Annotated in this window: 29 protein-coding genes; 6 read left to right on the forward strand and 23 right to left on the reverse strand. The window is 32.7% G+C overall.

Going from position 1 to position 18,310, the window contains the following annotated elements:
• From N7U66_RS01915 to N7U66_RS01935, 5 genes are all read left to right on the forward strand, one after another.
• The gene (locus N7U66_RS01915; protein WP_267677090.1) at window positions 1-993 is read left to right on the forward strand and encodes a ThiF family adenylyltransferase; all 993 of its coding nucleotides are present in this window, start codon (window positions 1-3) and stop codon (window positions 991-993) included.
• Window positions 980-1,390 (forward strand): DUF6527 family protein, encoded by a 411-nt coding sequence (locus N7U66_RS01920; protein WP_267677091.1) that lies wholly within the window; start codon window positions 980-982, stop codon window positions 1,388-1,390. The genes N7U66_RS01915 and N7U66_RS01920 overlap by 14 nt, the downstream gene beginning before the upstream one ends.
• Window positions 1,391-1,403: 13 nt before the next feature.
• A complete protein-coding gene (locus N7U66_RS01925; protein ID WP_181256222.1) occupies window positions 1,404-1,544 on the forward strand; it encodes a hypothetical protein in 141 nt (46 codons plus the stop codon).
• A gap of 430 nt (window positions 1,545-1,974) precedes the next feature.
• Window positions 1,975-2,328 carry a hypothetical protein gene (locus N7U66_RS01930; protein ID WP_267677092.1) on the forward strand — a complete coding sequence of 118 codons (354 nt, stop codon included), beginning with the start codon at window positions 1,975-1,977 and terminating at the stop codon, window positions 2,326-2,328.
• 2 nt (window positions 2,329-2,330) lie between these two features.
• Window positions 2,331-2,660, forward strand: a complete 330-nt coding sequence (locus N7U66_RS01935) for a low molecular weight phosphatase family protein (protein ID WP_267677093.1) — start codon at window positions 2,331-2,333, stop codon at window positions 2,658-2,660.
• Between the two features lie 26 nt (window positions 2,661-2,686).
• Here N7U66_RS01935 and N7U66_RS01940 read toward each other — a convergent pair whose 3' ends face one another.
• The 21 genes from N7U66_RS01940 to N7U66_RS02040 form a co-directional block, all read right to left on the reverse strand.
• Window positions 2,687-3,289 carry a WD40 repeat domain-containing protein gene (locus N7U66_RS01940; RefSeq protein ID WP_267677094.1) on the reverse strand — a complete coding sequence of 201 codons (603 nt, stop codon included), beginning with the start codon at window positions 3,287-3,289 and terminating at the stop codon, window positions 2,687-2,689.
• Window positions 3,265-4,059, reverse strand: coding sequence for a 2OG-Fe(II) oxygenase (locus tag N7U66_RS01945; protein WP_267677095.1), 795 nt, complete (start codon window positions 4,057-4,059; stop codon window positions 3,265-3,267). Before N7U66_RS01945 ends, N7U66_RS01940 begins: the two co-directional genes overlap by 25 nt.
• A gap of 2 nt (window positions 4,060-4,061) precedes the next feature.
• Complete coding sequence (locus N7U66_RS01950) at window positions 4,062-4,679, reverse strand: HD domain-containing protein (protein ID WP_267677096.1); 618 nt, start codon at window positions 4,677-4,679, stop codon at window positions 4,062-4,064.
• Window positions 4,661-5,323: a Crp/Fnr family transcriptional regulator gene (locus N7U66_RS01955; protein ID WP_267677097.1), complete on the reverse strand. Its 663-nt coding sequence runs from the start codon at window positions 5,321-5,323 to the stop codon at window positions 4,661-4,663. Before N7U66_RS01955 ends, N7U66_RS01950 begins: the two co-directional genes overlap by 19 nt.
• 1,317 nt (window positions 5,324-6,640) lie before the next feature.
• On the reverse strand, window positions 6,641-6,895 hold the full coding sequence (locus tag N7U66_RS01960) for a hypothetical protein (protein WP_267677098.1): 255 nt from the start codon (window positions 6,893-6,895) through the stop codon (window positions 6,641-6,643).
• A gap of 362 nt (window positions 6,896-7,257) precedes the next feature.
• Window positions 7,258-7,932 carry a hypothetical protein gene (locus N7U66_RS01965; RefSeq protein WP_267677099.1) on the reverse strand — a complete coding sequence of 225 codons (675 nt, stop codon included), beginning with the start codon at window positions 7,930-7,932 and terminating at the stop codon, window positions 7,258-7,260.
• A 14-nt stretch (window positions 7,933-7,946) separates the two neighbouring features.
• The gene (locus N7U66_RS01970) at window positions 7,947-8,357 is read right to left on the reverse strand and encodes a hypothetical protein (protein WP_267677100.1); all 411 of its coding nucleotides are present in this window, start codon (window positions 8,355-8,357) and stop codon (window positions 7,947-7,949) included.
• 114 nt (window positions 8,358-8,471) lie between these two features.
• Window positions 8,472-9,023: a hypothetical protein gene (locus N7U66_RS01975; protein ID WP_267677101.1), complete on the reverse strand. Its 552-nt coding sequence runs from the start codon at window positions 9,021-9,023 to the stop codon at window positions 8,472-8,474.
• A gap of 12 nt (window positions 9,024-9,035) precedes the next feature.
• The gene (locus tag N7U66_RS01980; protein WP_267677102.1) at window positions 9,036-9,194 is read right to left on the reverse strand and encodes a hypothetical protein; all 159 of its coding nucleotides are present in this window, start codon (window positions 9,192-9,194) and stop codon (window positions 9,036-9,038) included.
• A 2-nt stretch (window positions 9,195-9,196) separates the two neighbouring features.
• The gene (locus N7U66_RS01985; RefSeq protein ID WP_267677103.1) at window positions 9,197-9,439 is read right to left on the reverse strand and encodes a hypothetical protein; all 243 of its coding nucleotides are present in this window, start codon (window positions 9,437-9,439) and stop codon (window positions 9,197-9,199) included.
• 202 nt (window positions 9,440-9,641) lie between these two features.
• Window positions 9,642-10,013 carry a hypothetical protein gene (locus N7U66_RS01990; RefSeq protein WP_267677104.1) on the reverse strand — a complete coding sequence of 124 codons (372 nt, stop codon included), beginning with the start codon at window positions 10,011-10,013 and terminating at the stop codon, window positions 9,642-9,644.
• Window positions 10,014-10,016: 3 nt separating this feature from the next.
• Window positions 10,017-10,451: a hypothetical protein gene (locus N7U66_RS01995; RefSeq protein WP_267677105.1), complete on the reverse strand. Its 435-nt coding sequence runs from the start codon at window positions 10,449-10,451 to the stop codon at window positions 10,017-10,019.
• A 13-nt stretch (window positions 10,452-10,464) separates the two neighbouring features.
• Window positions 10,465-11,193, reverse strand: coding sequence for a hypothetical protein (locus N7U66_RS02000; protein WP_267677106.1), 729 nt, complete (start codon window positions 11,191-11,193; stop codon window positions 10,465-10,467).
• A 107-nt stretch (window positions 11,194-11,300) separates the two neighbouring features.
• Window positions 11,301-11,465 (reverse strand): hypothetical protein, encoded by a 165-nt coding sequence (locus N7U66_RS02005; RefSeq protein ID WP_267677107.1) that lies wholly within the window; start codon window positions 11,463-11,465, stop codon window positions 11,301-11,303.
• A gap of 167 nt (window positions 11,466-11,632) precedes the next feature.
• Window positions 11,633-11,890 carry a hypothetical protein gene (locus N7U66_RS02010; RefSeq protein WP_267677108.1) on the reverse strand — a complete coding sequence of 86 codons (258 nt, stop codon included), beginning with the start codon at window positions 11,888-11,890 and terminating at the stop codon, window positions 11,633-11,635.
• A 236-nt stretch (window positions 11,891-12,126) separates the two neighbouring features.
• Window positions 12,127-12,327 (reverse strand): hypothetical protein, encoded by a 201-nt coding sequence (locus tag N7U66_RS02015; protein WP_267677109.1) that lies wholly within the window; start codon window positions 12,325-12,327, stop codon window positions 12,127-12,129.
• Between the two features lie 22 nt (window positions 12,328-12,349).
• A complete protein-coding gene (locus N7U66_RS02020) occupies window positions 12,350-13,348 on the reverse strand; it encodes a protein rep (protein ID WP_267677110.1) in 999 nt (332 codons plus the stop codon).
• A 131-nt stretch (window positions 13,349-13,479) separates the two neighbouring features.
• The gene (locus N7U66_RS02025; RefSeq protein WP_267677111.1) at window positions 13,480-14,094 is read right to left on the reverse strand and encodes a patatin-like phospholipase family protein; all 615 of its coding nucleotides are present in this window, start codon (window positions 14,092-14,094) and stop codon (window positions 13,480-13,482) included.
• Window positions 14,079-14,261, reverse strand: coding sequence for a patatin-like phospholipase family protein (locus N7U66_RS02030; protein ID WP_267677112.1), 183 nt, complete (start codon window positions 14,259-14,261; stop codon window positions 14,079-14,081). The genes N7U66_RS02025 and N7U66_RS02030 overlap by 16 nt, the downstream gene beginning before the upstream one ends.
• 1 nt (window position 14,262) lies before the next feature.
• Window positions 14,263-15,120, reverse strand: a complete 858-nt coding sequence (locus N7U66_RS02035; protein WP_267677113.1) for an acyl-CoA dehydrogenase family protein — start codon at window positions 15,118-15,120, stop codon at window positions 14,263-14,265.
• The gene (locus N7U66_RS02040) at window positions 15,110-16,051 is read right to left on the reverse strand and encodes an acyl-CoA dehydrogenase family protein (RefSeq protein ID WP_267677114.1); all 942 of its coding nucleotides are present in this window, start codon (window positions 16,049-16,051) and stop codon (window positions 15,110-15,112) included. The genes N7U66_RS02035 and N7U66_RS02040 overlap by 11 nt, the downstream gene beginning before the upstream one ends.
• 97 nt (window positions 16,052-16,148) lie before the next feature.
• Here N7U66_RS02040 and N7U66_RS02045 point away from each other — a divergent pair, with 97 nt between their 5' ends.
• Window positions 16,149-16,784 carry a TetR/AcrR family transcriptional regulator gene (locus tag N7U66_RS02045; protein ID WP_267677115.1) on the forward strand — a complete coding sequence of 212 codons (636 nt, stop codon included), beginning with the start codon at window positions 16,149-16,151 and terminating at the stop codon, window positions 16,782-16,784.
• Between the two features lie 163 nt (window positions 16,785-16,947).
• Here N7U66_RS02045 and N7U66_RS02050 read toward each other — a convergent pair whose 3' ends face one another.
• Both N7U66_RS02050 and N7U66_RS02055 read right to left on the reverse strand, forming a co-directional pair.
• Window positions 16,948-17,313: a hypothetical protein gene (locus N7U66_RS02050; RefSeq protein WP_267677116.1), complete on the reverse strand. Its 366-nt coding sequence runs from the start codon at window positions 17,311-17,313 to the stop codon at window positions 16,948-16,950.
• A 569-nt stretch (window positions 17,314-17,882) separates the two neighbouring features.
• On the reverse strand, window positions 17,883-18,308 hold the full coding sequence (locus tag N7U66_RS02055; RefSeq protein WP_267677117.1) for a hypothetical protein: 426 nt from the start codon (window positions 18,306-18,308) through the stop codon (window positions 17,883-17,885).
• Window positions 18,309-18,310 lie beyond the last annotated feature (2 nt).

The raw sequence follows: 18,310 nt of genomic DNA on the forward strand, positions 1-18,310 counted from the left end.
ATGAAAGACCATCAAATATTCTTTTGTGGTAGTCATCCTCATGAATTAAACGGAAAGCCAATTAGAAATCTTGGTGGTGGTGCGACATCAGTTCATTTGACTTCAAAAGATTTAGTTGTGCAAAGGTCGTTTTCAAACAAGCCTCCTAGTGGGAAGTTTAAAGATTGGTTCGAAAAAATTGAAAATTATGTTACCATAATTTCCGGACCAGCAATGGATAAATTTGATGCCAATCCTTATACTTTTAGAGTCGTTGATGAAAATTCTAAATCTGTTTTTAAATTTAGAGATACTCTAACAAGTAGGGCAGAAATAGGAGAGTTAAGTGCTAAACTTGAACAAGATACAATTGCTATAATTGGACTTGGAGGTACAGGTTCTTACCTTTTGGATTTCTTGGTTAAAACTCCAGTTAAAGAAATTAAAGGATTTGATGGAGATTGGTTTCATGTTCATAATGCATTCCGTTCTCCTGGGAAATTAAATGAAGAAGATTTAGGTAAAAGAAAAACAGAAGTATATAAAAACCGTTATCAAAATTTCCGAAACAGTATAAATATTTATCCAAACTATATTACAAGCGATTCGGAAGAAGATTTAACTGGAGTCACTTTTGCTTTTGTGTGTGTGGATAGTGGAGATTCTAGAGGTGAAATATTCAATTTACTTATGAAAATGAAAATTCCATTTATAGATGTGGGTATGGGATTAGATAAAGATACGGGTTTAATAAGTGGCACACTACGTACTACATATTTTTCAGTTGAATCTACACAAAAGATTATAGATAAAAGGTTAGCTCCTTTAAGTGATATTCCCGATGATGTTTATAAAAGTAATATACAAATTTCAGAACTAAACGCTTTAAATGCATGTTTAGCAGTTATAAAATATAAACAAGTTAGAGGTTTTTATTTGGATGACAATTCTTATTTCCACATGCTATTTAATGTCGATGGAGTAAATTTAGTAGGGGAGAATGGAAAAAGTTAAACTATTAAAAGTAAAATATTTACCAAATGATTTAGAGCAAGGAATACTTTATGTTTCTGAAGAATATGGTATTGCAGGTCATTTGTGTCCATGTGGCTGTAAAAATAAAATAATGACTCCATTAGACCCATCCGAATGGTCTTTTAAGGAAGCTAATAATAAGCCGACTTTATATCCATCAATTGGTAATTGGGAATTACCTTGTAGGTCACACTACTGGATTACTAATGGAAATATTGAATGGTCATATGATTGGAGCGAAGAGGAAATCATCGCTGGTCGTAAATCTGAAGCAAGAAAAAGAAAAGCCTATTACGACGATTTAGAAGTAAAACAAACTAAAAAATCAATTTTCAGAAGAATTTTAGATTGGTTTTTAAAACTATTATCAAATTAATAAATAGAAAATTATGATTACAATTGAAGCAATTAAACCTGGTCCAAAACCTAAAAAGGATGATGGCTCATTAGACAAAAGAAGAAGAGTTTCTCCTGATAAAAAGAAAGATTATCCACCATTAAAAAAGCATAAGCACACAAAAGGTGATTAATATCTATTAGTTTAATTCTATTACATTATGTAAAATAGAATCTTAATGTTAAACTTGGCCTCATAAAATTTTGGTTAAAACAATATATTTTAGGGGTTTAGTAATACAGTTTTTTAAGAATTCTAGTTATACAACGGATTTCAAAGCAATGTTAATAGTTACAATGTTTCCTAAAATATAGCGAATGAGCCGTAATTGTTTCCAAAATTATATACTATTTTAAAGAATTGATTGAGTATCAATTTTTAAAATACCTAACTTGATTTTTGTTTTTGTAATAATTTAAAAATGTCTACCGAGACATCTTTAATTATTAGTGTTTCAAGACAAAAGATATTAAACTTAAAAAAGTATCTTGTAATCTATGAATTCTCTCAATGAAAATGCATTAAACTTTATGAAATCAGAGCTTAAAAAAGCTCAAATATAATTGTCACAAAAGGAAAGTGGGAGAGAAGCAGTAGTTTATAATATTGAGGTTAATAATGGTAATTCTAATCAATTATTCTTTAAGTCTATTGATGCTGGAACAGAAAAATCTATTAAAATCTCAAAGCAAGATTTAGGAGAATTAAATGAAAATCTATTAATTAGTTTAGTTCTTTTAATTGAGAGCGAAGCGAGAGTTTTATATTTAATTCCATCAACAGAATTTTTAAATCCAAATTCTATATTTAAAAGCAATAATGTAATGTTAGAACATTTATCCAATTGGGAAGTTAGTGTATTTACAAATGCAATTCCAGAATTAAGTAAATATGCTTTAGAGAATGTAAAACTTTAGTTATGAAAAGTATACTATTTGTATGTTCAGCTAATAAAGACCGTTCAAAAACTGCCGAAGATTATTTTAGCAAACATTATCCTAATTTTTCTTTTGATTCTGCTGGAACCAACAAAAACACTTGTAATAAGCTTGGAACAAACTATATAAGCAAAGAACAATTAGATTTAGCTGATAATGTATTTGTAATGGAAAACAAGCATTTAAAAGCCATTAAAGAGGCTTTTGGAAATACTTATTATAATAAAATAACTGTACTGAACATTAATGATATCTATAAATATGGTTCTAAAGAATTGATTGAAATTCTAAAGACTAAAATTATTATGTAAATAGAATAGAGGATAAACAAAATACTCTATATCGCACTAATAGTAATACTTCCATCAAACCCAGCAGAATATAGCTGATTGTTTAACACAATAGTATCTTGTATAAAATTATCGGTTTGTACAATTTTCCGTTTTAGTTTTGTTGTAGGATTATAAGCCATTATTTTGTTGTCTTCACCACAGGTTATAATTTCATTTTTATGATACTTAATAGATCTAATAATATCTTTATGTAAGTGTATTGTTTTTGCTGTATTGCCTTTTAAAGAAAAGTAAATAACGTTACCGTTTTTTGTTCCTATAAAAATAGAGTTTGTTGTATTACAAAGGCTGAAAAGTGCTTCATTTTGTTTGTAAAGACATTTAGTAGATGCTGCATTTAAATTAGTCAAAACCATAGATCCATCTTCACTACAAGTAACTATAGTATCATTATCTAATAGTATAACATCCCAAATCCAATTATTATGCACCTTAATTGTTTTTTGTAATATTAGTTCATAACTAAAAACATAAACACTACCACTTGTACCAACAGCTATGATATGCTTTTTATTAGAATTAGCTATAATACTTATAATCATTTCATTTAGAGCTATAGATGCTAAAATAGTACCGAATAATTCCATTTTTTTAATGTAAAATCTCTAGAGCAAGAAACAAATTCATCGCTATTCAATCGTGCTATTTTTAATACAGATTTAGTATGAATTTTAATTGAATTGATAAGCCTTAACTCATTATCCCATAGTTTAATAGTAGTATCTCTTCCGCAGCTAAAAAAATGATTCTTATCACTACTTAATAAACTCCATATATAACCTTTATGATGTTTAAACTCCATTTGTCTATTCACAAAAATATCTGAGCGCAAAATATATTTGTTGCCTAAAGTAATTTTAGCACCTTTATGCCAAATTTTATGGTCAAAAATTACTAGTTTTCCTTTTTGAGGTATAATTGTTTTACAAGGTTTCTCATCATATTTTGAAATAAAAAATTCTGTATTTCCGCTGGAAAAACTTTCCGGAGCATTTAAGTATAATAAGAAAGTATATTTAGACTCATGGTTATCATTTGGGTAATGTACACCATCTTGGTGTTTAGAAAATAATTGATCTTTCTGATATCTACAAAACCGTAATCGGTTATTTAATCCAACAAAATCATTAAAATAATTTTCATTAAATTCATTTAATACCCCAAACAACTCTTGCGATAGGTCATCATTATCTTCAACAAGTCTATCATTATTTCTATAATAATCAGGATAATGACTAATAGCACTTTCAAATTGATTTATCCTGTTATTTAATAAACAATCACATTGATCTATTGAAATAAAATTTTCAATTTCTATTATTGGTAAGCCCTCTATATATTCAATATTTATAGACATGATTATAAAGAGTTTAATTCATTCGTTATATTTTTTCTAGCAATTTTCTCCAATGATTCATAATATTTTGGAGTAGAAAAAATAAAAGTTCTTGATAGCATTTTGGTTAAAAATCTTTTTCTACCAATTTTATATAAGTAATTAGGAACTTTATAATGCTCTTTTCTTATTTGTGAGATATATTTTTGATAGTTCAATTCGTTTTCTCCTAAAATAGAAAGATCCATATCAATAAATAACTGCGTTAGAAAATCATTGGATTCATGATTAGATGTTGCTCTTATGATATCACAAATTATTTGAGAAGTATTGTCATCCATATTTAATTTTGATAACCAATTTCTAGCAAATTCAGCACTTTTCTGTTCATTATCTTTTCTATCTGAAACATAAACAACATCATGAAATATGGCTACATTAATCAATATATTTTCATTATATGTAGTAAGAGATAATTGTTTTATTTGACTAATTAAGGACTTAATATGATTTAAATTATGGTAATGTCTGTTCGGCTTAGAATAATGTTTCACAACTAGTGAATAACAGTCCTCAATGTCTTCTAAACTTGCTTTCGGGTATCTTTTTTCCCAAGTAGTATTTATGTTTGTCGTTTCCATAATTCAAATTTCCGAATAATAAAAAGTAGTTGCATTGATGTATGGTAAGATTTACTTTTTAACCAAGGACTTACGAATACGGCTGAGAGATTCGGAGTTATTCCTAAATAAGATGAAATGTAATGATGTGGTATTTGATTAAGTAGGCTAGGGTAGAGTTTTAAAAATATTTCATATCGTTCTGATGCGCTTTGATATTGCAAAGATTCTATGCGTTGTATAGCATATAAGTAGTTTTTTTCGGCCATCAGCCTGCCAAAAGTGTTTAATTCTAAGCTTGTTTTGTACAATTCTTTCCAATCAGAATACGCTATAGAAATTAATTTCCCTGGCACAATACATTCTATAAATTCGGCACTTGGTTTTTCAGTTAATAAACTAACAAAAGAGGCTACAAGAGGATTTCTTTGTTCATAATTAAAATAGCTGGTAATTTCTTTTCCATCATTTAACTGGTAAACTCTATAAATACCAGATAAAACAAATTTTAAAGATTTAGAAATTTGATTTTGCTTAAGAATAAAATCTCCTTTAATATATTTATCCACAGATAACTTTGAGGTCATTTTAATGACATCAGCTTCCTGTAGTTTTACAGTATCAAATATAAAATCAAATAATTTTTGATATTGGTTTATTTCCATTATTTATAAGCAATAAGACATATGAACAAATCTAATCATATTTTTTGGTGATTATTAATATCAACATTATGTAAAATAGAATTTTGAATAGTAATGAAAATAAGACATTAGTAGGAGTTGTAAATAGAGCAAGTGTATAGAAATTTATTTTTTTTAAATTTTATACTCTTGTGGCAAACTTACGAGAAATGCGAAGCATTCACGAACACGTCTAAAACAATATTAAAGACGTGAGTAATCGTCTAAATTTTTTATAAAGTACATTTTATCGAATACGAGAATTTCAATAATAGTTAAAAGCTAGCTTTTTTTTGGCGTTGGCAAGCGTTGGAAATTATTCGCAAAATTTTTATTGTTTTAATAAGGAGCTCATGAATGCTTCGCATTTGTGTTTAAAATAAATTGCCGGAGCAATTTGATTTTATTAAACAATCGAGCGTTTGGCAGCGGCAACTATAAATCTATGATTTATAATCACGAACACAGATTTATCAAATATTAAAGCTGTGAGTAATTTTACATAACGGCAACTGCGAAGCACATCACGAACTCCAATAAAATAGTATCGCTGTGAGTAAATTATAGATACAAATACTTAGTATTCACGAACTCAAATATTTTAAATAATAAATACGTGAGTAAATGTTTTATAAACGCTGCGAAGCAAACCGCTTATTAGTTTAATGACCCAAGTTCCAATTATTCTAATGAAAACAAATGCTTCGGGATATTTTACACGAGTTTTAGAATGGATTAATACATCAATGCTATAAACTGCGAGTTGATGCGGCTGGGGACATTATAGCTACACATCTATATTATTCTAACGAAGCTACAATTATATCTTGTGATTCGAGCCACAATAAGCTTGAACTATAAGGATATATTTAAATTCATAGAATGCATTGTATCTAAGTATAATAATCCACAGGGTAATTATACTTAGATAGTATGTCAAATATCGCTATTTCACAAATATATTTAAATATTGAGATAAGACCCACAATTAGCTTGTACATAATTACTCGATATAAGTCTAAAGACATTATATCATTAATTATGTAAAATATCGCCCAAAAGCGCTATTTCGCTAATTGTTATAAAATGTACTATAATTAATAGTAAGTAAAACTATTTTTATATATATTTGTATCATATTTTTAGAAATTTAAACGGTCTAGGGACTTCGACACCCCACAATGACCGTTTTTTTTATGTCATGTTTTTACTTTTAACGTGATTTAAGGTTACCAGGAACAAAACCCTGGAACAACTTTCACGTTGTTTTCGTTTCTGCAGAAATGGATATTTGACAAGTTATTTCTGTTTTACACGTGATTTGAGTTTTTCTTTAACTTCAAAGTAATTTTCAACTTGATCTAGTAAATCATAATATTGCAAAGTTCTCTGTGTATGTTCGTGAGATTCTTTTTCAAACTTTAAGACAATTTCTAAATATCTCGTACAAGCGTGTTCAAGCGCTTGTGTATTGGTTTTGAAATTGTAAGCTTTTTTAATTTTAAGTATAGCACTTTCAAAGTCGCTATTAATGTTTCTAAGGTCTATATTCATATCAAAGTAAGGTGTTAAGTGTAAACAAAAAGCATTTGAATTTTTCAAATTTATAACGACTTAAGAAAGTCAGACAGGCAAGCTGTCTTTTATATCTTAAGTAGTTATTTTAATTCGAAAAATCAAATCCTTTTCACGTGCTACGTATGCAGAGAAAAAAAATCAAAAAAATTAAAAAAAAAAGTTTTTAAAAAAGAAAACGCACAAAGTATTCCACTAAGTGCGCTCATATTGTTTCGTGAGGATGTAATCATATTTTTAGAGTTTTTAATTCGACACCCCAAATATAGCTATTAATTTTGATTTTCCAAATAACGAAACATAGTTGAAAACCAAGGTTTTAGCCTTACCCCTACTCTTTATTACTCAGGAATAAAATTCAAAACACCCGAGTCCAACTCATTCTCCATAAGGTCGTAAGGGGCAACTTTAAAGAAAAAAGCATTTGATTCAACGTTGTTAGCTTCATCCGTTGCATTTAAAAAATAATATAATCTTACATAGTCAACTTTTTTCAAATCTGCAAGACTTCTAAGATTGAGTGCATAATTAACGCCATCTAAATAAGGGGCTAGAAAAACAGCGAAAAGAGAATCATCGTTTCTAGTAAATGTAACTTGAGCGGTTCTAATTTTTGGGTATTCATTAGCAGATGTTAAATAAACGCCCTCCCACTGCAAATAAGGTTGGTATCTGTCACCAAAACTAAATGTTCTATGTTCTTTATAGTTTCCTTCTAAAAGACAGCCTATAGGCATCTTATTTTCACAAATAAGCCTTTCATAATTGGTTAATTGAGAACGTAGTTTTGTTGGCACATCAATAATGTTATTATCCAAGTCAGAGAAACCACATACAATATGTGAATCTTGAATAGTTGCAGTTGAACCGCGTGTAATAGTTACATCTTTAACAACGCCTAGAGCGTCAAAATATAAAACTTTTGTTTTCATGTTATCATAATTTTGAGCTTCACTAGTTGACTGTGTAAAGTAAAAGCAAAGCGATAGTAATAATATTAATTTTAGATTTTTCATTTTTGTTATTTATTTTATTTAACGGTTAATTTCTCATAGTATTCAGCATCAAGCAAACGTGCCAAGTCAGAAGACAACGTGTTACCTTTTGCGTAAACATTAAAGTATAAACTAGATACCACATCAAAACCTTTTTGATCTAACAACTTGATTAACGAATACACTTCTTGGTCGTTTTCTGTCCAATGCCTTGGGTCAAACTTTGAGTAAGCAGTTCCCAAATGATGGGCCACATTCAAAGCAACATGATTATAATCTTTATGCTCATTTTGGGGGACGTTCATATCGTTTAAATAACCTGATGCAACACCGTTTTGGTCGGTTGGTTTCTTTTTTAAGAATTTGAATAAGCCCAATGAAATAGCAATAATAATTACTATTATAACAAAGAAATGTTTTTTAATTAAATTTAGGATTTTTATCATTTTTATCGTTTTTGTTTTTTAAGTGAATATTATAGGCATAGAAAGACAATAACAACAGCTTCAAAACAATCGTAAAGGTCGAATCTGTTAAAATTGATTCCATGAGTAACTCCATTATACATATTTTTCGGGGTTTATTAATTTTCCGCTAGGGTCATACAACTCATAGTGGACGTGATTTGTCATGTTCTTTGAATAGTTCTTTTTCATGTTTTGAACATAACCGATAGTTTCATACTGATTATAGACTTTTAACTTACTAAACCCGGATTGAACACTAGCATACATCATTTTCATTTTGTAACCACTAAACAATCCAACTCCTATAAATTCAATTAACCGAAGTTCGTCATTGCCTTCATAGACATAGCCTAACCGATTAATATAGCCTTTAAACGGAGCAGGCAGAGGGGAGAACGGTTGATAAGAAACATCTAAGCCTCTGTGAGAATATTTCACTACCTCACCTGACAATAAAGTTCTTTTTCTGCTCGCCCCAAATTTACCGCTTCCGTAGTCATCATCGGGTCTTAATTCAAAGCCGTTAAGGAAATTTGTTTTTTCAGAGGTATTAACGCTTGATTTAGTTTCAACGGGTTTTTTTAACTTGAAATAAGCAATTACTAATCCTGTTAACGTGATTAGAATTAAGAGTAACTTTGACATACTATTCTACTTTTAAAGATTTTGATTCATTTTTCTGTGAGAGTTAGACACATTTTTCGTGTCTGAATATTTCTCTAACTTTTCGGTTGCGAACTCTATAATTTCAATTACGGTAAATATTACAGCACCATATTTTAAAACTAAACGCATTACTTTTATAACTGACTTCATAATTATCGAGTGAATTTACCAAAGTAACCAGTTGCCCATTTCAAACCGCTAGTTTGCCCTTTTCCGTTAGGAGTAACGACCATACCAACCTCTTCTAAAACAACAACCTTTGTGTTGATATTCATTAATACAGGAAACATTTTTTCATGACCAGAGTTAGAGTATTTTATAGTACACATCATCGGTTGAAACTTATTTCCCTTTTTACTTTCAACATGATTTTTACTCTTGTGGTACGGAGACACCGTAGCAGTTATTAAACCCTTACCACGTGATTTATTCCACGCATTTATAATAGTTGAACCTATAAAATTTCCTTTTTGAATAGTTTTATAAGTTGCTCCGAACGTTTTGGACCATTGCCATTATTTAACGCTTGAAGTTGTTCCTTTGTTAAACGGACAGCTCCGTTATTTTGATTTTGACTCATTTTGAAATTTGTTTGAATTATGCGTAACCTCTACGGGGTTTGCGTTTTACTATTAAAATAATTGCTGTTATAACCACGACTACAGGAATAAGCACTTTCCACCAGTTCTTCATCAACCAAACTTTTGCGCCTGCTTCACTTCCTTTATCAATCACAGGTTCTACAAATGGCTTTGCCATATTGCCTAAAGCTGAACCTATTTTTTGTGAGTTCTGCCAAGCTATCATATCAGCTTGCTCTTGTTGTTGTGCTTGTTTAGCTTCCCACGCAGCAAGACCAGCACCATTACCTAAGATACCCCCTGTAGCCACATTTGCCCCTTTTCGTAAAAGGTTACCGAAGAATGTTCCTCCGGGTTTTTTCTTGAATAAATTTTTAAAGAATCCCATTTTTTAAGCGTATTTAGATTTATTGTTTACTTTAATTTGTTTGTATATTCCAACTATAACTAAAAGTGCAAAGCCTATAGGAATAGCGAATTTTAAAATTTTACCGAATTTTACCTTCTTCAAAGTGCCATTTAAAAAACTAGACGTTTTCTCGGGTGTTTCTGTAATTTTCTTTACTAGTGTTTCATCACTTGGCAAAACCTTTGGACTCGAAACAGGCGTTGAAGTAGCCGTCGAAATCTCATTTTTAACAAATGGAGCAGTACTCAGAACGGGCTGAGTCGGAGCCACTTTAATTAAAAGGGGATTTATAAAAGTCGGTTTTGGTATAGGTAATTTATAACCTCCTGTTTTAGGAGGAAGACTCCCCATAATAGGGGCGGTATAAACCACCCCACCTGACGGGTAACTATCTGTTACTAATTGTTTGTTTAACATGGTTTTACAGAGATTATTGGATTGGCATTTCATTGGCAAAAGTTACTTCTTGGAAACCTTTAATTTTCTCAAAATCAATTTGAACAACACCTTCTAATGATAGCACTAGTGCATCTCCTATAGCGTTGACGTTTTGACCGTTTGTTATATCAACACCTAAACTAGATTCTAAATCAAATGTTATCATCTCCAATTCTTCACGCGTATACTTCACTCTATGACCATTGATAAAAGTAAACGTCGTATCACGTGTAAACTGCCATCCCTCAATAGTCATCATACGTGAATTACTTACATTGAAACTACGAGAGGTTTCATCATTTAAAATGGTGTTTTTTTCTGAATAAAAGATAGATTCAGCTATTTGCGGATATTCCAATGAAAACACTTTGTAAGTTTCTGCTGCTTCCAATGTAGAAATTGCAACTTTTATAGATTCGTTAACACCTAAAGGAATTGAACCGTTTCTTCCTAATTCACATAAAGCGATGAACGAAACATCGACGCCTACTGTAGTTTGTTTTAGGTTACCGTCACCGTAAAGGCTTTCAGCAATAAAATGCCTTAAAAGCACATTAGTATGCAATTCAGAGTTACCACCTTCCTTTTCGATATGGATAGTAATTCTTTCATTAGTTAAGTCGCTTAAAGGTTTAGAACAACCGATAAGAATTGCGCCTGTAGATTTAGTAATGCGTAATTCGCCCGTCTCGGTTACGCCTGTTTTGTAATGTAATTTCATAAGAGAATAGATAAAATTTGTTTAAGTTTTTTTACAAAGTTCGGCACAAAAAAAAGCCATAATTGGAATTATGGCTTTATCTGTACACATTTGAACTTTTTTTTACATTATTGGTCTTCTCTTTCTAAATTTTCAAAATAATCGATATAATGCACCGTTGTAAGCCGTTTGGCTTTGGGATAGGTGTCTTTCATATCGTTTATGTAAGTTTTTGCAGTTGTAAGAGACACTCCTAATTTTTGAACTAAATATTTAGCGGTTAATATTGACATTGTCAGAAAAAAGGTATATAATATTTTCAGGGTAAAGGTTGTGTACGACCTTCACATCCCTACTTTGTTGTAGTAATAATTGATTAACTTGTTTAGAATTTATTTGCATAATATAAGAATGTTACGTCATGTTCATTAGGGAGGGTTAAAACAATGACAAATTAGAATTAAAGTAGGTAATTTTCCAAATTAGTAAATTTTAATAAGTAGTCAACCGCTTCACTTTTGTTAGGGAAATTTTTTCCAACTCTAAGCGAAAAAAATAGGAGAACCCGACGTCTAACGTCAAATAGCCCGTATGAATTTTGCTTAACAAAATACTTTTCTTTAAGCTCAATGCCAAAAGCTGTTAAAATTTCATACAATGGTAAATCAAGCAATAACGCCATTTCGAGTTGGGCTTTTTTTTGTAATCTAGTTTTCATAATTTAAAATTTAAGTGTTAATTGTTCATTTGATTTATTTATAAAATGTATTTCGCTGTCTATGTAACGCATCATTCGAGAGTTAAACATTTGTTCTTCACGTATAAATTGGTCTAAGTCAAAATGGCAACTTTGAATATCTTCCAAATTGACAATTTTCCGATACTTGGCACATCTACCGACACTCGAATAATGCTCGGCAAAAGATAAATGATGACACGTTTTACAGTTTTTCATTATATTAAGGTTTTTATTTCGTCGTTATCTAGCAAAACATCAAAATCAATTCCTACGGAATTTATAAGGGATAATACACCTTTTTCGCCTTGAGATAAGTACGCATTAATTATATGAGGTTCGAGGTTCTTTTTAGCAATCTGTAACCAAATGATGTATTGAAATTTTAATATTATTTTTTCAACATTGATTTCGTTCAATAGTTCCTCATCTGATTTATTTTTAACCTCTCGGATACTCTTTAAAAAGATTTGGGGATATAGATAAACGGTGTTTTCCCTTGGTTGTTTCTGAATATTCTCGAAAACGTTCAACCAAAAAGAAACGCTGATTAAAGTTTGAATAATCTTTAATTACAAGCCGTTTAAGTGCTTGAAAAGGCGTGAAGCCTTTAGATTTTTTTACGTTGACTGCTGTTACTTCCTTTATTATATCCCATTTACTAACATAAGAATCTATTGAGTTATTATAACATAGTTGATAATCTTGACCTACAAGCCTAGCATTATTATCTCTAAAATCAACCCATTTAGAAACTAACTCTTTTTGGAAAGATTGTATTTGATTAACATTGTGAGTTTTATAAAAATAAAGTATGTGCAAATGCGGATGCCATCCGTTTTGGTTAGTGTAGGTTATTTCTAGGGCTTTAACTTGACCAATGATGTTTTTTTTATGATTCCTAAACCAACGAGTCTGCTGAAAACGTCTATAGTTATCATTAATTTTATCGAGGGTTTCTTTTAAGGTGTCTTTTTTTGTATGTGGTATCGTTAGCGTTATAAAGCCAGTTTTATTACCTGTTTTTTCGTGTTCAATCAAAATATCGGAAAGTTGTTCAGACCGTCCTTGCAATATTTTCATACTGCAAATAGGACAACGCCAAACAAGACCGCACATAGCCAAATTACGGAAGCACGGAAGTTTTTTATCATTCAAAACAAGTTCGACGGCTTCCGTTTGATATTTTATGTTTTTTCCACAAAATTCTATGTTCGGTTTTTTACCCGAATTTACAAAAGCTTCCTTTTCAGACTTTACCATTATAGCTTGACTTTCACGGCGCATTTTATAAAGAATATAGCGAAAACCAACTTTAGAGCGGACAACGAAATCCCTATAAGTAGCTAGGGAAAAATCTGTAGATTTTTCAGAGCCTAAACGGTTGACCTCTGAGGCTACAAATTGAGCCTCTAGAGCCTGTGTTTTCTCATCTAGCATAAGACAACGCATATTTGTCTAAAGACTTGATTATACGCTATTCTTGTAATATAATTAATATTATGTCAAATAGGATTTTTTTAAACCCGTTCTCTTTGTTTTTATTTGGTATGATAAAATATACGATATCCTTAAAACGGCATCTTATTACCCGAGCTTGGTGTTTGATTTAAATACTGTTTAAACTGGGCGTCGCAAAACATTAAACTTTGCTCATAAATTTCATCCAGTTTATGAGCATCCAAAATTTTATAGTCTTTTAAATAATTATGGTCAAAAACCATATCACAATGGTCAAATTTCGCATGAGCATTATTATAACTATTAATGGTCATTAAGCGATTCATAAGATGTTGTGTGTTTTCCAATTGCAAATCTTGTGGGGCCAATTTGGGCATTACATAACTGCCCAGCAACACATCACACTGTCCTATTAAGGGTTCTACTGGAAAATTGTTAGATAATCCAGCGTCTACAATGGTTTTACCCTCATATTCCATAGGCTTAAAAAATGTAGATAACGCACAGGCGGCTTTTAACACCGTTCTTAAATCACCGGAATTGTGATAAATGGACTCCCCTTGTATTAAATCAAACGTAGTGATGTACAGTTGATTGCTGGGGAATTCCTCCGGAATGTACTTATCAAAAGAAAGGTATTGCTCTTGCGCGTCTAACATCCCCTGTTGCTTCAACACCTTATAATCGATAAAAAACCAAGGCTCTTTTCTTATAATATCAAGCATGGCTTCGGGGCCATGTCCCAGTTGTAAAGGGCCCCTATACAGGCGCCAGCACTCGTGCCTGATATTAAGTTTGGCCGATAGCCATGGGCTTCTATGGTTTTTATTAAGGCCGGATGAGCAACCCCTAAAGCGCCACCACCCGAAAGTACTAATCCTATCTTTTTCATATTATCCAAGGGTATAACGTGTTTCAGCGATAAAATAATTGGCTACCGCTCTTTTGTGTTTTTTAATATTACGATGGGGTACTGTTGAATAGGCCGCTAAGGCGTTTTTAATCTGTACCGCATCCTCAGGGTCATCAAAAGAAAACATGAGCGCTTTTACACTAGCCTCCATCCTACTGCTGGTTTCAAAAGCTAACGCATGTAACACATCCATATGTATCGCTTTGGCCTCCAGATTAGGATCGTTTTTTAATTTCCTCACCCGTAGCACCGCACTTTCTAAGGCATAAATTTCAATGAGTAAATTGGCAATATGGGTTACAATTTCTTGTTCTTCTTCTAACTCTTGTAAGAATTTCTGCGCGGTGACGCCAGCTACCACTAAGGTTAATGATTTTAAATGGGCAACGATGGTTAAAAGCTCACTCCAGGGGCTACTGCCGTAGTCTCCCCCTTCGTTTTTCTCTAACCAATCAAGGCATGCCGTTAAGGGAGTAAACAAATCGAGTTCTCCTTTAAGCCCTTTTTTAAGGAATTCTTTAACGATTAAGAGTCTGTTAATCTCATTAGTGCCTTCAAAAATACGACTGATGCGCACGCTTCGGTACAAGCGTTCCATAGGTGCTTCCGTCGAATAGCCCATGCCGCCATATACTTGAAGTCCTTCATCTACAATATAATCCTGAACTTCAGAACCATACACCTTGGCAATAGCACATTCTATACTAAAATCTTTTAAAGCTTCGGTTTTAGACCTCATGTAAGGGCGCCCTTGTGCGACCTTATCGTGTCGTAACAGATCTATAGCGTTGGCCGTACGATAGACCAAGGCTTCTAATGCAAAAATCTTAATGTACATACTGGGCTAATTTCTCTTTTATAGCGCCAAAATCACTTATCGATTGTCCAAATTGCTCACGGGCTATAGCATAATTCACCGCGTAATTGGCTGTCATTTTACTAATGCCAAGCGCAGAAACACCCAACTTTATACGCCCCGTATTTAAGGTGTTTAAAGCGATTTTAAAGCCTTGATTTCGTTCGCCAAGTAAATTCTCCTTCGGGACCAGCACCTTGTCAAAAAACAAAGGGGTGGTAGACCAACCCGATAAGCCCATCTTCTGCTCCTCTGCCCCTACAGTGGTGCCACCAAACGCCTTTTCTACAACAAATGCCGAGAGGTTCTTGTCGTCTTCAATCTTAGCAAAAACGATGTAGAGCTGTGCTAAACCGCCATTAGAAATCCAAGCTTTTTGGCCAGTAATCACATAATTACCCTCGGCAGTCATGGTCGCCCGTGTTTTTCCCGAATTGGCATCAGAGCCTGCATTGGGTTCTGTTAGGCAAAACGCAGAGAGTAAGTCCCCAGTGATCATGTGTGGTAAGTACTTCTCTTTAATATAAGAACTCCCATAGTGTACAATGGGTGAAATCCCAATACTCGTTTGCAAACCTATTGCACCACCAAAACTGTAACTTTTTCCCATTTCTTCTACAAAATGCAAGGTGTTGGTTAATGACAAATCAGAGCCACCCAGCGTTTCAGGCACCTCCAACCCCAGCAAACCTAAAGTACCACATTGCTTCAATAATTGAGGTGTTAATTGCATCCCCTCCGGGGTTTCTAACACCTCTAAACGAGAGAAAATTTCATTCGATAGAAATTGACGCACCGTCTCTTGTATCATTTGTGCTTCTTCAGAGCGGTATTCCACACTGTATAAAGTCTCGGTATTGGTGTTTTGTAAAAGGAACTCGCCTCCTTTGGTCTGTGGTACTGCTATTTCCATGGCTGTTTTATAGGGCAACTTGTAATTAGGCATTATTGCCTAGACGCAAATATAGTGTAAAATTTTGTAATTAGGCAATAATGCCTATATTTGAGGCATGGATACAAAAGATCGCATTCTTAGCGCGGCGTTAGCCCTTTTTAACGATAAAGGTTTGAATACCATTTCAAGTAAAACCATTAGTGAAGATTTGAGTATGAGTTATGGAAACCTCTGCTACCATTTTCCAAAAAAAGAGGACATTATCATGCGCTTGCATCAAAACTTATTGGATGAATTGGATGAACATTTTCAACGGGTGCAAGACGACATCTTTGAGTTCGATTTTATGATGTCTAGTATAAAACACATGATGGAACTCACCCTGAAATACCGCTTTTTATTTTTAAGTAGTAACGAATTACATCTCAAATACCCTAGCATTAAGCAAAAAAGCATCGAAAGAGCCCGGGTCTATCAAAGTGTTCTCTTTAAAATTTCTAAATTCCTAATGGCTAATGGCTACATGCGCAACGTCACGGATGATAAACAGGTAAAAATGTTTATACATGGTCTTTTAATTGTCTTTAATGCTTGGATTGCCGACGCCCTTTATTTTCATAATAAGGCCGAGGATGAGCAAAAACTATTATACTACCTGCAACTCCTTTTTAGCTTATTACGTCCAGCGTTAACTACAAAAGGTACAGAAGCCTTTCATGCCGTGTACAATAAAATGATGATTCAAGACTAACCCAAGGTGTTCTCAGACTGTAAACCAGTAGGCATTCCAAAGAAGATACTATATTGATAGGGTGTCACACCATCCAAGCGGCTACACGTTCTGCTGTTACCATCCATAAAAAAACCCGACACTCTTAGTAACAAGTATCGAGTTAGGTTAATATAGGGATCCTTTACTTCTCTTTCACCACCATTAACGGTTGGATCTCACTCTTAATACGTTTATAAAGCGCCAGTTGTGGCCGAGTTAAAATGTCGTTCATTTCCTTCGTTTCGCGTGCTTGCATTTTGTATAGCATGTCAAGCTTCTCCTTTCCCTTAAACCGTTCTTCAATTTTAGCGCGTTTAATCAAGAATTCTTCAATTTTTTTCTCAAAAATTAAAAATTGATTGGCGTCTAATGCCAATTGGCTGTTGTATGCATTGGTTATTCTTTGTGCTTCAGCATCATGGATTTCGGTGTTCTTTTGTGTATAAATATCTTGTGCAGATAAAAGACCGCTAAACACAATGGCAAAACTTAGTAGTACTGTTTTCATAATAATAGTGTTTTGCTTTAAAATACTAATGATACCAATACGTGTCAAGCGCTTTAAAACTATTTTAGGAGTTTTTATTTAAAATTTAACACATTTTAAGACCTGTTTTTTTCACATCTCCCTTAAAACCACCTATTAAACCCTACAGCCTAAAAAAGGGAAGGGTACTGTTGTTTAATTAGGTTTTAAAAGATAATCAGGCGTTATGTGCTGCCTTTTAAAATAATTCGTCTTGAGGTATTCCACTAATTTTAAAGGGGCCTTCTGCCCTATTTTTAATGGTAAGATAAATCAGGTGTCCCTTTATTTAACCACTCAGGTGCCTGCTGTTTTACATCTCGATTAAAAATAGAGACGCGATCTTTAATCTCTAATGTGGTATGTATCCGTTTAAGACTATAGTGTGCGGGTGATGACGAATTAAAAACATGGTAACTAACTGGTTAATAGTATTTTAATAGGTTTTACTTAAATAAAAACATCTAGCAGGTTTAGAGGCGTGTTTGCGCTACGGAGCAGCCAAAACAGTAGACTTTTTGAAACTTATAAAAGGCAAAACCTGGCGCTCGTTACACTATGAAATCGGAGGCTTCTTGGCCCAAATACTGCTTAGTAAAATACTTTTTTAAAAAGGCGTGGGTGTTATCGTAAAACACTTTATCCATCGCTTCAACAATGGGTTGATTAATCATTAAAGCGTCTATTTCTTGCAATGTCATTTGGTGTTCATTGGGTAAGGAGACTACATTATAGCCTTGGTACTCCGGTAGCACATAATCATTGAGCGCTTGACAGCAAGCGGCTCTAAAGGCTGGCAAATCGGCAGCTGTTTTAAAATTATCGAAGGGATCAATAATCCCATCATTATCACTGCCTAAACATACCGTTTTCCAAGCCTCTATTTCATCTATAGGCAATGTGTTACTGCTCTTGTTATGGTTTCTAATGTACTCTAGAGTCACTTTCACCACATGAAACACATTGGTAAGAAACATTT

The sequence above is a fragment of the Lacinutrix neustonica genome (assembly GCF_026625145.1).
GTDB classification, from domain to species: Bacteria; Bacteroidota; Bacteroidia; order Flavobacteriales; family Flavobacteriaceae; genus Lacinutrix; species Lacinutrix neustonica.